The following is a 12087-nucleotide window of genomic DNA, read 5'->3' on the forward strand; positions in this document are numbered from 1 at the left end:
GACGCTCGACGGATCGGGGCACGGGCTCGGCGCATCTGCACATCGTCGCATCGAGCTCTCGCATCCGACACCGCATAGAGTCGGCTCATGACATCGACGGTCGGCAACGTGCTCCAGCGACAGCACGACATCGTCCTGTATGGCGCAACCGGTTTCGTGGGCAGGTTGACCGCCGAGCACCTCGCCCGGCACACCCTGGACGGGGTGCGCGTGGCACTTGCGGGCCGCAACCGCGAGAAGCTCGAAGCAATTCGGAGTGCCCTGCCCGCAGCCGCACACGACTGGCCGATCGTGGTCGCCGACTCTGCCGACGAGCACTCGCTGCGCCTCATGGCCGAGAGCGCGCGAGTCGTGATCAGCACGGTCGGGCCCTACGCGAAATACGGTCTGCCGCTGGTCGGCGCGTGCGCGACCGCCGGCACCGACTATGTCGACCTGACCGGCGAGGTCCTCTTCGTCCGCGACTCGATCGACCGCTTTCACGACGAGGCTGCCAGAACGGGAGCGCGCATCGTGCACTCGTGCGGATTCGACTCTGTTCCGTCGGATCTCGGCACCTTCGTGCTGGCCGAGAAGGTGCACGCGGACGACGCGGACGAGCTCGGCGACACGAACCTGTACATGGCGATGAAAGGTGGCGTCAGTGGCGGCACGGTCGCGTCGGCGATGATCCAGCTCGACGAGGTGCGCGCCGATGAGCGAAAGCGAAAGATTGCGCTCGACAAGTTCGCGCTGAGCCCGGACCGTGCCAACGAGCCGAGTGGCGAATGGCGCGACAGCGCGGCGGTCCGTTATGCGCCCGAAGTGAGGTCGTGGACCGGCCCCTTCGTGATGGCGACGTTCAATACGCGAATCGTGCGGCGTAGCAACGCGTTACTGCAGCACGGGTATGGCGGGACGTTCCGCTATCGCGAGTCCCAGCGGACCGGCGGCGGTCTGCGCGGCCGGCTGACCGCGTATGCGCTCGCCGGTGCACTCGGACTCGGTTTCGGGGCGATGTCCATCCGTCCACTGCGACCGGTGGTCGAGCGGCTGATGCCCTCACCCGGTGAAGGCCCGAGCGAGGCGGCGCGGGATGCCGGGCACTTCGAGGCGACGCTGTGCACGACGACGACAACCGGCGCGCCATACCGGAGTGTCGTTGCTGCCCAAGGAGATCCAGGTTACAAGGCGACCGCGGTGATGCTCGGTGAGAGCGCGCTCAGCCTCGCCGTCTCCCGCGACGAGTGTCCGCTCCCGCCGGGCCTGAGCGGCGGGGTGCTCACTCCCGCAACGGCGCTCGGCACCGTGCTGGTCGACCGGCTGCGCGCACAAGGCTTCACGATCGCGGCATCGAGAGCCTGAGCCGGCGGACAGGTTCTGTCCAGTGTGCGGCATAGCGTGTGCTCATGGCCGGCCGTGACGTGCTTCGCGAACCCAGCGGAGGTCGTGTCGTCTCGCGCCTGCGGCTTCTCGCCCAGGGACTGGTGGCCGGGACAACCTCGAGCCCGGCGCAGGTCGTCGAGTGGTTGACCTGCATGCAGGCACAGGACTTCCGCTCCGCACGATCAGCGGTGGCGCTACGCGCCGGCCGCCAAGTGGCCGACGTGGAGGCGGTAGTCAATGCGGGTGAGGTCGTGCGCTCCTGGCCGATGCGCGGCACGCTCCATCTCGTCGCCGCGAAGGATCTGCGGTGGATGCTGGCGCTCAATGCCGAGCCGACCCTGCGAGCCGCACGGCGCCGGCACGTGGAGTTGGGCATCGGCGAACGCGACGTCGAGCGGGCGCAGGCGGTCACCCTCGATCGGTTGCGGGGTGGAGATGCGCTGGACCGTGCCGGCATGTTCGCGCTGTGGGAGGAGCACGGGATCGACACACGTGGCCAGCGTGGTGTGCACCTTTTGCAGACGCTGTGCTTGCGCGCACATCTCGTGCTCGGGCCGATCGACGGAAAGCAGCAGCAGTTCGTGCTCTTCGACGAATGGATCAGCCGCTCTGCACCCGTGGATCGCCTTGGCAACGTTGCCGACTGGGCGCTCCGGTACTTCCGGTCGCACGGGCCGGCGACGATCGTGGACTTCCGCTGGTGGAGCGGGGTGCTGCAGCGCGACCTCGCCGAGGTCTGGGACGACGTGCGGGCCCAGTTGGTCGAGCTGATGGTGGACGGCACGTCATACTTCCTCGCACCGGAGACGCTCGCCGCGTGGGAGGACGCTCGGGCGGCCACGCTCCGACCGGTGCTCGCCCCCGCTTTTGACGAGATCCTGCTCGGGTATGCCGACCGCACCCCGACCCTTGATCGCGAGCACTTCGATCAGGTGGTGCCCGGAGGCAATGGCATGTTCAAGGCGGTGCTCATCGACGGCGGCCGGGCCGTTGCCTCCTGGCGCCGCGCCACCTCGAAAAACACTGTTGGCGTTGATCTTTCGCCGTTCGACGGACGCCTGTCGAAGCGCGCGGAGCGCGCGGTTCCGGGTCTGGTCGCGCGCTACCCCTTCGCCTGAGCCACGCGACTGCCGACCTCTGCACAGGCTCGCGTCGTGATCTCCACCCAGGTGTCCGGGTCGGTGGCCCAGAAGTTGTGCGCGACGCGGGGCACTGTCTCGAAGGAACCCCCGGGCACCAGCTCCGCCAACTGTTGCAGCGGCCAGCTCGGCCGAATGTCGTTCTCAGCGGCGATGAACTGCATCGGCACGACGGAGTCGGCAAGCGCGCGAAAGAGTTGCGGGTGGTGTATCCACCGGCGGAACGACTGCTTGAGCGCCTCGTGGACTTCGGGCACGAAGTCGATGTCGATGTCGTTCTCGGTGTGTTGCAGACGCTCGTATTCGGCGGACCAGAGGCGGTCGTACTGCAATCCGCGGCCGGCTATCCCGATGACTCCCCTGATCCGCTCCGGATGATCGAGCGCATAGCGCACGGTAAGGTCCGAGCCCCAGGAGTGGCCGAGCACCACCCAGGTGTCGAGACCGAGCTGCTCCCGGATCGCTTCGAGATCCGCGATCGCGGTTGCCATGTCGTGTGGGCCGCCACCGGATCTGCCGACCCCGCGCGGGTCGGGGAACCACACGCGGACACCCTCGGGCGCGATGCGTTCGTCGGCCAGGTAGTGGACGCAGCCCGGACCGCCGGACAACACCACGACATCGGGACCTTCGCCGGTGTGCGCGACGTGCAGCGCGACGTCGTCGTCGCCGACGGAGATCATCCTGCTGTCCACGAGACGTCACTCTACGAGTAGGCGCAGAGGATCGCTCAGGTTGAGCGGTCGTCCGAAAACTCGCTCACGCTGCTCGAGTGTTGTGTCCGGGCATGCGGCCGGGGATCAGGTGCCAGGTGACGCCGGTGCTGGAAACCGTTGCCAGGTAACCACGCCGGTGCACGGTGTGGTGATGGCGGGTGCACAACAACGCCGAATTCGTCAGGGACGTATCACCGCCGGCCCACCACGGGGTGACGTGATGCACTTCGCAAAACCCCGGCGGCCGATCGCAACCGGGGAACGTGCACCCGCCATCGCGAAGCAGCACCGCGGCCCGCAACCCGCCGGTGACCAGGCGCACTTCCCGTCCGACGTCCAACGGCTCACTTGGGCCGCCCAGCACGACCGGGATCAGGGTGGCGTTGCACGCCAACCGGCGCGCCGCGCCCGCGTCCAGCACGTCCCCGGTCGGCGTGGACGCCCCACCCACACCCGCGGTCAACGCCTCCAACCCCATCGTCACCAGCACGGTCGCCGCCCCGGCCGGGCAGCCTTTCCCGGTCAGTGCTTTCGCGCCCGCATTGATCAGCTCCAGCAACGCATCCGCCCGCCGCTTCCCCGGGGTGCGCGCATCCCGTGCGCAGTCCTCTCCCCGCCCGGCGTGGGCGTGCTGGTCGTGCCCGGCACATCCACCCGGGGCGGGTTTGGGTGCCGACCCGGCGCTGATCGCCGCCTTCACAATCGCCGCGTTGGCCGGGGATAGTTCGGCCACCAGCCGCAGCATCCCGGCCGGGGTGCGTGACCAGGTCAGCGACTCCGCCTCCTCCAACTCCGCGTCATCCACCGACAACTCCTCCGGGCCGTAAGTGGCCAGAATCTTGCGGGTCAACGCATCCACCCCCGCGGACCCGAGCGAGGGATCCAGCTGCAGGTACCAGCCCAAGATCTCGCCACGGTCCGCGTCCGGCAGCACCGGCGCCACCTTCTTCGCCGCGTTCAGTGCCGTCTTGGCGACCGCCAGCGTGCACGCACCACCCCGCACCGCGGCGGCAAGAACCTCGTTACGCCGCTCCCGGCACGCTTCGGCCACCACCGCGATCGTGTGCGCCTCCCGCGGCTCCAACACACACCCCGCCGCGGCCGCCGCCCCCGACACCCACTGCTGCGTGCTGGCCGCATCCGACTGCGCCACCGTGCCCCGCTGGACCGCGTCACTGGTCACCAACGCCGCGACCTGCGCGGACCGGGCATGCACCCGCAGCAACACCTGTGCCAACTCGGTCAACTCGGACCCGCCGAGCTGATGCACGGTGCCCGGGACCTCGTCCAGCAACCCGGCCAACGACCGTAACTGCTCCAATACCTCCGGTCCGCGACCCGGCACTGGACGCGGTAAACCGTCCTCTGCCTCATGCACCTGACCCGGCTCTGGTTTGTCCGGTAAGACCACCCGGAAATCAATACCCATATCCGCTCACCTCCTTGTGATTACTGGTGTTTCGACTGATATCAGTCTAGACGCGAGCACCGACAACCCCTTGGCTCGATATCCGAAACCTGTATGAAGGAGAGCGGCTGAGCTGGTCCGGCGCCGGGTTTCAATACGGTCTCGGCTAGCGCCTCGACCTACTCAACCCGCCCTGTGGGCGTCGGCTACCTCCTTCGACTTATTCGGGCGGCGATCTCGGACTATCCCAGCTCGGCGGCGGTCGATGCGTCGATCATCGTTCGCTTGGCCGATGACTCCGATGCCGAGACGATCAGCGACCCGGACCCGAGAACCAGGAGCCGCGCGATCCGGCGTCCCAACGACCGACGGTCGGCCCGTCCGGACCAGATCCACGCGATCCCGCATCCCCAAGCACCGACGGTCTGTTGGGACGAAGTCGGCACGCGCAAGAGGACAGGTCAGCGCAAGACCCGTTACTTGGCCAGGTCTCCTGGCGGCGAGTGCTCGGGCGAGATGGCCACCGTACGACTCCCCAATAGCAGGGAGGGTGCCGTTCCGAGTCGCTCGTCGACATACGCCTCGACGCATCCGAGCACTTCATCGCTGCTGTCGACGCCGTCGGCTGATGACCGTCCCATACCGGCAAGCGCAGATAGAGCCGCCTGTCTGCCGCGGCACGCTCGGCAAAGACGGGCTCGAGGCATCCGGTCATGAAGCGGTGGTGGCCGGCGTCGCCAAGACCACCCGGTGACTATGCCGAATGCTCACGAATCGGTAGGAGTGCCAGGTGATCCGCCGTATCGCAGGTCGACGGCACACCGCCGACTGCGGTCCATCGTCACTCGAACGCCCAGTGCACTTCCAGGGTCACGGTGGTGGATTGCTCACCTTGCGCGATCGGCATCGAGGCCATCGCCGCAGCCACCTCCATTCGTGGGAGAGGCCGCGGTGAGTGTCCGCCCGCCACCTCGCTCACCGAAACCACTCGACCGAGTGTCCGGCCGGCGAATGTCGCATAGTCGGAAGCCTTTTGCCGTGCGTCATCGATCGCCTCACGGCGGGCACGGGACAGTGCGTCGGCCGTGGCGTCGGCGCTGAGCGAGACATCCTCGATCTGCAGCCCGGTGCCGCACCGGTCCACGAGCGCGCCGAGCAGCCGGTCCAGCAGCCCGAGGTCGGTCAGCCGGACCCGGAGCGTCTGACCGGCGTCATACCCCTGGACCTGCTCGGCGTCGTTCACCCACACGCGATGGGGCGCCACGCTGACCGCCTCGGTGCGCACGTCGGCGTCCGGCACGCCGGTGTCCCGCAGCACTTCCAGCGCCGCGGCGACGACGGCTGCGGCCTCGCGCAGCGCCGCACCGGGCTGTGCCTCCCGGCGCTCGATCCGCAGGCCCACCTGTGCCTCGGTCGTCGGGACTCGCACGGTACCGACACCGATCACCGTGATTCCGCTCTGTTCCGCCGCCATGTCGCCAGTCTGCCCCCGCGTAGGTCTCAGCGCGATCCCCATTCCCACGGCGGCGTGCTCAACAGACCCTGCCCCTCGACCACCGTCTCCCCGAGATCCTTGGTCAGCACCACGTGGCTGACGGTGTCTCCCTCGGCCCGCAGGGCGTCGATGAGGGGCTGCGAATGGCTCACCACGATGAGCTGTGAGCGGCCCGATGCGGCGCCGATCAGCCGCGCGAGCGGGGCGATGAGGGACGGATGCAGCGATGTCTCCGGCTCGTTGAGCACCATCAACGGCGGCGGATCGACAGTGAGCAACGCCGTGGCGAGCAGCAGGTAACGCAGCGTGCCGTCGGACAGTTCCGCCGCGCGCAGCGGCCGCAACACGCCCGGCTGGGCGATCGCGACGTCGAAGAGTCCGTCGGAGACCAGCACCTGAGGCCGCGCTCCTTCGAACGCGTCGGCGATCGTGCGCTCGAGGTCGCCGAATCCGCTCTCCAGGATCGTCTGCACCGCACCCGCCAGATCGGAGCCGTCACCGGCGAGCACCGGTGTGCGGGTGCCGACCTGTGGCCGCCGGGCCGGCGCGTCCAGATCGACACGGAAACTGTCGTAGAACCGCCACGATCCGATCTGTTCGCGCACCGCGAAGACCTCGGGCGCGACGTGCGGGTCGGCATACTCTCGCAACACACTGCGGTATGACGCGAGGTCCTTGCGGACCTCGATCCAGCCGCGACCGTCGCGAACCTCCACCAGGCCACGGCGGCGACGCACCGACGTCGTCGACGGACGCATCACCGGACCCGCGAAGATCAGCTCCCTCTTGAGTTGTGGGTCGCGCTGGAAGGCCGTCGGGAGCCCGGTCGGCTGCGGCAGACCGAGGTCGACGAGATAGCCGAAATCCTCGCTGGCGTAACCCATTCGCAGACTTATCGGTCCCTTCCGCACCGTGCCTTCGACCGGCGCGCCACGACGGGCACCGGCGAGGGATTCCGGCCCGGCCCACAGCACGGACTGCAGGCCGCCCTCCCGGGCGAGCGAGCCGATCACCCGGCCTTCCGCGCACTGGGCGAGCAATCCGAGCGCGCGGTAGAGGGAGGACTTTCCGCTGCCGTTGCCGCCGGTGACGACGGTGAGTGGGCTGAGCGGCACGACGACGTCGCGCAGCGACCGGTAGCCGCTGACAGCGAGCGTGGTGATCACGCAGCGAAGCTACTCGTCCCTGGTGACAGCGGGTGCGCAGCCAGGAACTCAGCAGGGGCCGTGCAGGCCCAACTGCGCGCGCACGGCGGGCGGCGCGATGCCGCAGCCGACACTCGCGGTGCCCAGATCGCGGACCTGCCAGGTGGAGCCGGTCTTCTGCAGCAGCACCTGTGCCGGGTCGGTCTGGCCGTTCTTCGGCGTCGCGACGGCACCGGCCCACGCATCACCGGCGAAGCGGATCTGGCTGACCGCGACATTGCTCGGTGCGACAGCCCCGAGCAGCGGACTGTGCAGGATAGCCGACGTAATCTGCTGCTGATCGCTCGTGGCGGCGGCCCGGTGCGGCGCCGCCTGCACATGCACAGCCACCGGCACCTGCACCGATGGCGCGTGCCGTCCGAGGGCCGACGCCTGAGCCGGAGCGACGATCGCTGTTGCTGCGACGAGAAGTGCTCCGATGGTGACCGGGACCGAGGTGCGCTTCATATGGCAATCCTTCCTTTCCGCGGCTTCTGCCGCGTTCCCCGAGTGTGTCAGGCGCGTTCCCGCCCGACATGTAGGAAGACTCCCAAGTGTTGCACGTGGTTGTCCCGGATCGGCAGCCGTGATCGGATCGTGACCTCGACGCGCGGGATGATCGGATTGAATCGACGGATGTCCACCGCTGAAGTCGAATCCCTTGCAAAACTGCGGCGTTTGCTTGCCGAGGGCTCCTCGGTGCGTGACCTGCGGTTGCAGGATCTGGACCTCACGCAGGTCGAGCCGGAACTGCTGCGCATCGACGATTTCACCGGAGTGGTGGTGCTCGGCGGCACGATGAGCGACACCCTGCACCGGCACCTGCGGCTGCACGGCGCCCTGGTGTTCCCCGCGGACCCGGACGTCCCGTTCGACCCCTGGCGGGCGCATCTCTACCGGCCCCGAGAGTTGTATGCCGGGCTGCGCGACGGCGGGTACGCCGCGACCCCCGATAGGCGCACGTACGAATGGTCCCTCGACCCAGCGTCCGACCAGGACGTCTACTCCTCGATGCTGCGTGCGATCCACGACGGGAGCATCGGTGACGGCCTGACCGAATTCGTCCGCGGCAGAACCGTTGTCGGGGTGATGGGAGGCCATGCGGTCCCCCGCGGGTCCGCCGACTATGCGCGGGCGGCACGGCTCGGCCACGATCTCGCGTCGGGCGGCGCGGTGGTCGTCACCGGCGGCGGCCCGGGCGCCATGGAGGCGGCGAATCTCGGCGCACTGTGCGTGGATCCGCACCTGCTCCCGCCGGCACTCGCCGAGCTTGCCACGGTGCCGTCGTTCCGCCCGGACGTCACCGCATGGGCGACGGTCGCGTTTGCCGTCCGTGAACACATCACGACGGACACCGGCGCACCGCGCAGCCTCGGCATACCGACCTGGTTCTACGGCCATGAGCCACCCAACGCGTTCGGCAACAGGATGGCGAAATTCTTCTCCAACGCGCTGCGGGAGGACGTGCTGTTGCGGATCTGCAACGGCGGCATCGTGGTGCTGCCCGGAGCGGCCGGCACCGTGCAGGAAATCTTCCAGGTGGCGACGGCGCTCTACTACGCGGCAGCCACCGGTCCCCTGCCGCCGCTCGTGCTCGTGGACAAGGAGCACTGGAGCCGCCGGGTGCCGGTGTGGGACACGCTGCGGGCTCTCGCGGCCGAGCGGCCGATGGCGGACGCCATACACCTGGTTGATGACGCGGACGACGCCTGCCGCACAATTGAGCGCATAGGAAGCACACAGCGTGCGTTCGAGCGGCGGGCAGGAGGTGGCGCGACACCGTGACCGACGGCGCGGACAAACCAGCGGACAGCTTCACGCCGTTCGCGGTCTCCGTGCTGCGCGCCGCGGACCGGCGGCTGCGCTCCTCCGACCGTGGCGACATGATGACGCGCTATGCGGCATGCCGCGCCGCCATGTGCGCGCTCACCCGGGTCGATACGTTCTACGTCGGCCACTACATCGGTCCGACGACCCTGTCCATCCCGTATTGCGTTGACAACACGGGGTTCCTGAGCGCCGACGTACAGCAGTTCGGCCCCAACGGGTTGTCCGAGTACATCCGGGCGACCGGACGGCTCTATCGCTACGCACAGGACGACGGACGGCGCGCCCGGATGGGCTGGAAGACCACCGACAGCCCGATTCTCGACGTCCTCGTCGTCCCGTTGCGGGACCCCGACACCGGAGAGATCCTCGGCATGATGTGCGTCGAGAGCACCGTCGCCAACACCTATGACGACGAGATCGAACGCGCGCTGCAGTGGCTCGGCCGGGCGCTGGTCTGGGAGATCACTCAGGACCGCAGCTTCGCCGACGATCTCGGGCTCTACGAGCTCTACCCCGAACTCGACAGCACCCAGCCCCGCGACGAAACCGACCTGCTGCGCACCCTCACCAACGAACTGGAACGTCTGCGCCTGGCGCTGCACGCGATTGCGCTGCCGAACGATCCGCAGCTCGCCGAGGCGACCCGGCTGCTGGAGGATGCCAAGGAGTCCGGTGAGCGGCTGCATCTGCGGCTCGCGGACGCCCTGGCGACCGCGCGCAGCGACGACCCGGAACCCAAGGACAACACCGCGGGACTGACCACCCGGGAGTTGGAGATCGCGACCCTGATCGCGGTCGACGGCCTGACCAATCGTCAGCTGGCCAGCCGCTTGTTCATCTCCGAGAAGACCGTCAAGGTGCACGTCGGCAACGTGTTGCGCAAGCTCGGCATCTCGCAGCGATCGGCGATCCCCTACGTCATCGGTGCGAACCATCCATCAGTGACGCTGGACCAGTCGTAGCCGGCTGCGCTGCGAGCGCCGGCGCGGTCGGCTGCGCGTCCCGCCACCGGTGCCACAGCACCAGCGCGCCGTGCCGCAGCCACGCCGCCGCGACGAGTATGGCGATGGCGACCACGCCGTCGAGCCACCAGTGGTTGGCGGTCGCGACGACGACGAACACGGTGACCACGAAGTGCACCGGCCCGATCCACCGCCACCGGGACGTGCTGACCCGCCACGTGTACCACCCGACGACCGCCGCGAAGAGCACGTGCACCGACGGCATCGCGCCGAAGTTGTCGACCGAGAAGCCGGCGTTGTAGACCGACTGGCCGTAGAGCTCGGCGGTGTCGACATATCCCGGGAGCAGCCGTGGCGGCGCGACGGCCAGGAACTGCACGAAGAAGCAACCGAGCGTGCTGAGCGCGATGATGGTGCGCACCGCCGGATAACGGTCGCGATGGCGAAAATACATCCACAACAGGAAGATTCCCATCACCGTGAAGTGCATGCTGGCGTAGTAGAGGTTGGCCAGCTGCACCACGAGCTCGTGGCCCAGAATGAGGTCCTGCACGCTGCGCTCGTTCGGGAAGAACATCGCCGACTGCACCCGCTCGATCCAGTGCGCGCGGCCGATCGCATCCCCGCCGTCGTTGGACGTCACCAGCTGGATGATCTGCCAGCAGGCGAAGAGCAGCGCGATGATCGAGGCCTCCCGGCAAAACGTCGCCATGGCGGGCAGCCGCCGCCGGAGCGCCGGCCACATCGCGCCGAGAACCAGGCCCAGCACCAGGGCCTGGCGCCAGGTCAGCATGAGATTCGGCAACGATCCCATGACGGCGGATCAGGCTGTGGATGCGGCGAGTTGGCCGCACGCCCCGTCGATGTCGGAACCCCGAGTGTCGCGAATCGTGGTCGGTATGCCGTGCGCACGCAGCCGCTCGACGAACTGCTGCTCGACACCCTTGCGGGAGGCGGTCCACTTCGAGCCCGGTGTCGGGTTGAGCGGGATCGGGTTGACGTGCACCCAGCCCGCGCCGCGGGCGCGCAGCTTCTCCCCCAGCAGGTCGGCGCGCCAGGCATGGTCGTTGATGTCCCGGATCAGGGCGTATTCGATCGACACGCGCCGGCCGGTCGTCTGGTAGTAGCGGTGTGCCGCGTCCAGTGCTTCGTCGACGGTCCAGCGCGTGTTGATCGGCACCAGTTCGTTGCGCAGCTCGTCGTCCGGTGCGTGCAGCGACAGCGCCAGCGTGACCGGAATCCCTTCGGCGGCAAGCTTGTCGATGGCCGGCACCAGCCCGACGGTCGACATGGTGAGGTGCCGGGCCGACATACCGAGACCGGCGGGCGCCGGGTCGATGAGCCGATGTATGGCGTTCACCGCCTGCCGGTAGTTCGCGAGCGCCTCCCCCATGCCCATGAAGACGACGTTGGACACCCGCAACGGGGTCTCGCGGGACTCGTCGTCACCACCGGCGAGCGCGCCGGCCCGCAACATGCGCGCGCCCGCGACGACCTGCTCCACGATCTCGGCAGTGGTCAGGTTGCGGGTCAGGCCCTCCTGGCCGGTGGCGCAGAACGGGCAGTTCATGCCGCAGCCGGCCTGGCTGGAGATGCACATGGTGACCCGGCCGGGATAGCGCATCAGCACCGACTCGACGAGAGCGCCGTCGAACAGGCGCCATACCTGCTTGATCGTGCGGCCGTCGTCCGCCTCCAGCGACCGCACCGGGGTGAGCAGTCGCGGCAACATGGCGTCGACCAGCTCGGCGCGCCCGGCAGCGGGCAGGTCGGTCATCTCGGCCGGGTCGGACACGAACCGCTCGAAGTAGTGCGTCGACAGCTGTTTCGCGCGGAACCCCTTGTGGCCCAACGCTTCGACAGCCACTTTGCGTCCGGCCTCGTCGAGGTCGGCGAGGTGCTGCGGCGGCTTGCCGCGGCGCGGCGCGGCGAAGGTGAGCTGGCCCGGCACGGGCCGCCGGGTGCTGGGGGTGGGCAGATCGGTCATA

The 12087-nt window shown here is 68.6% G+C and carries 12 protein-coding genes; 5 read left to right on the plus strand and 7 right to left on the minus strand.

The features are described 5' to 3' along the window. The first annotated feature begins 87 nt into the window (after window positions 1-87). Together ACN8HC_RS07295 and ACN8HC_RS07300 are read left to right on the plus strand one after the other, a co-directional pair. The gene (locus ACN8HC_RS07295) at window positions 88-1344 is read left to right on the plus strand and encodes a saccharopine dehydrogenase family protein (protein WP_490074156.1); all 1257 of its coding nucleotides are present in this window, start codon (window positions 88-90) and stop codon (window positions 1342-1344) included. Between the two features lie 44 nt (window positions 1345-1388). Continuing rightward, on the plus strand, window positions 1389-2483 hold the full coding sequence (locus ACN8HC_RS07300; protein WP_490074157.1) for a winged helix DNA-binding domain-containing protein: 1095 nt from the start codon (window positions 1389-1391) through the stop codon (window positions 2481-2483). Here the strand turns inward: ACN8HC_RS07300 and ACN8HC_RS07305 are convergent. Together ACN8HC_RS07305 and ACN8HC_RS07310 are read right to left on the minus strand one after the other, a co-directional pair. Further along, entirely contained in the window at window positions 2468-3199 is a 732-nt protein-coding gene (locus ACN8HC_RS07305; RefSeq protein WP_490074158.1) for an alpha/beta fold hydrolase, read from the minus strand. The two genes, ACN8HC_RS07300 and ACN8HC_RS07305, sit on opposite strands and share 16 nt — an antisense overlap. A 64-nt stretch (window positions 3200-3263) precedes the next feature. Continuing rightward, a complete protein-coding gene (locus ACN8HC_RS07310) occupies window positions 3264-4523 on the minus strand; it encodes an HNH endonuclease signature motif containing protein (protein WP_490074159.1) in 1260 nt (419 codons plus the stop codon). 733 nt (window positions 4524-5256) lie between these two features. Here ACN8HC_RS07310 and ACN8HC_RS07315 point away from each other — a divergent pair. Next, window positions 5257-5382 (plus strand): hypothetical protein, encoded by a 126-nt coding sequence (locus ACN8HC_RS07315; protein WP_490074160.1) that lies wholly within the window; start codon window positions 5257-5259, stop codon window positions 5380-5382. 87 nt (window positions 5383-5469) lie between these two features. Here the strand turns inward: ACN8HC_RS07315 and ACN8HC_RS07320 are convergent, their stop codons facing one another. From ACN8HC_RS07320 to ACN8HC_RS07330, 3 genes are read right to left on the minus strand one after another with little or no spacing between them, the layout of a single operon-like run. Beyond that, window positions 5470-6102: an SIMPL domain-containing protein gene (locus ACN8HC_RS07320; protein ID WP_490074161.1), complete on the minus strand. Its 633-nt coding sequence runs from the start codon at window positions 6100-6102 to the stop codon at window positions 5470-5472. 26 nt (window positions 6103-6128) lie between these two features. Further along, the gene (locus ACN8HC_RS07325) at window positions 6129-7289 is read right to left on the minus strand and encodes an AAA family ATPase (RefSeq protein WP_490074162.1); all 1161 of its coding nucleotides are present in this window, start codon (window positions 7287-7289) and stop codon (window positions 6129-6131) included. A 48-nt stretch (window positions 7290-7337) separates the two neighbouring features. Beyond that, window positions 7338-7775 (minus strand): hypothetical protein, encoded by a 438-nt coding sequence (locus ACN8HC_RS07330; protein WP_490074163.1) that lies wholly within the window; start codon window positions 7773-7775, stop codon window positions 7338-7340. A gap of 168 nt (window positions 7776-7943) precedes the next feature. Between ACN8HC_RS07330 and ACN8HC_RS07335 the strand changes: the two genes are divergently transcribed. Next, complete coding sequence (locus tag ACN8HC_RS07335) at window positions 7944-9092, plus strand: SLOG cluster 4 domain-containing protein (protein ID WP_490074164.1); 1149 nt, start codon at window positions 7944-7946, stop codon at window positions 9090-9092. Then, window positions 9089-10099, plus strand: a complete 1011-nt coding sequence (locus ACN8HC_RS07340) for a helix-turn-helix transcriptional regulator (protein ID WP_490074165.1) — start codon at window positions 9089-9091, stop codon at window positions 10097-10099. The genes ACN8HC_RS07335 and ACN8HC_RS07340 overlap by 4 nt, the downstream gene beginning before the upstream one ends. Here the strand turns inward: ACN8HC_RS07340 and ACN8HC_RS07345 are convergent. Both ACN8HC_RS07345 and rlmN read right to left on the minus strand, forming a co-directional pair. Beyond that, window positions 10056-10913, minus strand: a complete 858-nt coding sequence (locus ACN8HC_RS07345; RefSeq protein WP_490074166.1) for a phosphatase PAP2 family protein — start codon at window positions 10911-10913, stop codon at window positions 10056-10058. The two genes, ACN8HC_RS07340 and ACN8HC_RS07345, sit on opposite strands and share 44 nt — an antisense overlap. A gap of 9 nt (window positions 10914-10922) precedes the next feature. Then, a complete protein-coding gene (rlmN, locus tag ACN8HC_RS07350; RefSeq protein ID WP_490074167.1) occupies window positions 10923-12086 on the minus strand; it encodes a dual-specificity RNA methyltransferase RlmN in 1164 nt (387 codons plus the stop codon). Window position 12087: the final 1 nt, after the last annotated feature.

It is taken from the genome of Flexivirga sp. YIM B11880, assembly GCF_058148645.1.

Excerpts from the sequence above, each read along its gene's own strand:
- ACN8HC_RS07300 (WP_490074157.1), top strand. The coding sequence starts at position 1,389 with ATGGCCGGCCGTGACGTGCTTCGCGAACCCAGCGGAGGTCGTGTCGTC.
- ACN8HC_RS07315 (WP_490074160.1), top strand. The coding sequence starts at position 5,257 with ATGACCGTCCCATACCGGCAAGCGCAGATAGAGCCGCCTGTCTGCCGC.
- ACN8HC_RS07345 (WP_490074166.1), bottom strand. The coding sequence starts at position 10,913 with ATGGGATCGTTGCCGAATCTCATGCTGACCTGGCGCCAGGCCCTGGTG.
- ACN8HC_RS07335 (WP_490074164.1), top strand. The coding sequence starts at position 7,944 with ATGTCCACCGCTGAAGTCGAATCCCTTGCAAAACTGCGGCGTTTGCTT.
- ACN8HC_RS07320 (WP_490074161.1), bottom strand. The coding sequence starts at position 6,102 with ATGGCGGCGGAACAGAGCGGAATCACGGTGATCGGTGTCGGTACCGTG.
- ACN8HC_RS07295 (WP_490074156.1), top strand. The coding sequence starts at position 88 with ATGACATCGACGGTCGGCAACGTGCTCCAGCGACAGCACGACATCGTC.
- ACN8HC_RS07330 (WP_490074163.1), bottom strand. The coding sequence starts at position 7,775 with ATGAAGCGCACCTCGGTCCCGGTCACCATCGGAGCACTTCTCGTCGCA.
- rlmN (WP_490074167.1), bottom strand. The coding sequence starts at position 12,086 with ATGACCGATCTGCCCACCCCCAGCACCCGGCGGCCCGTGCCGGGCCAG.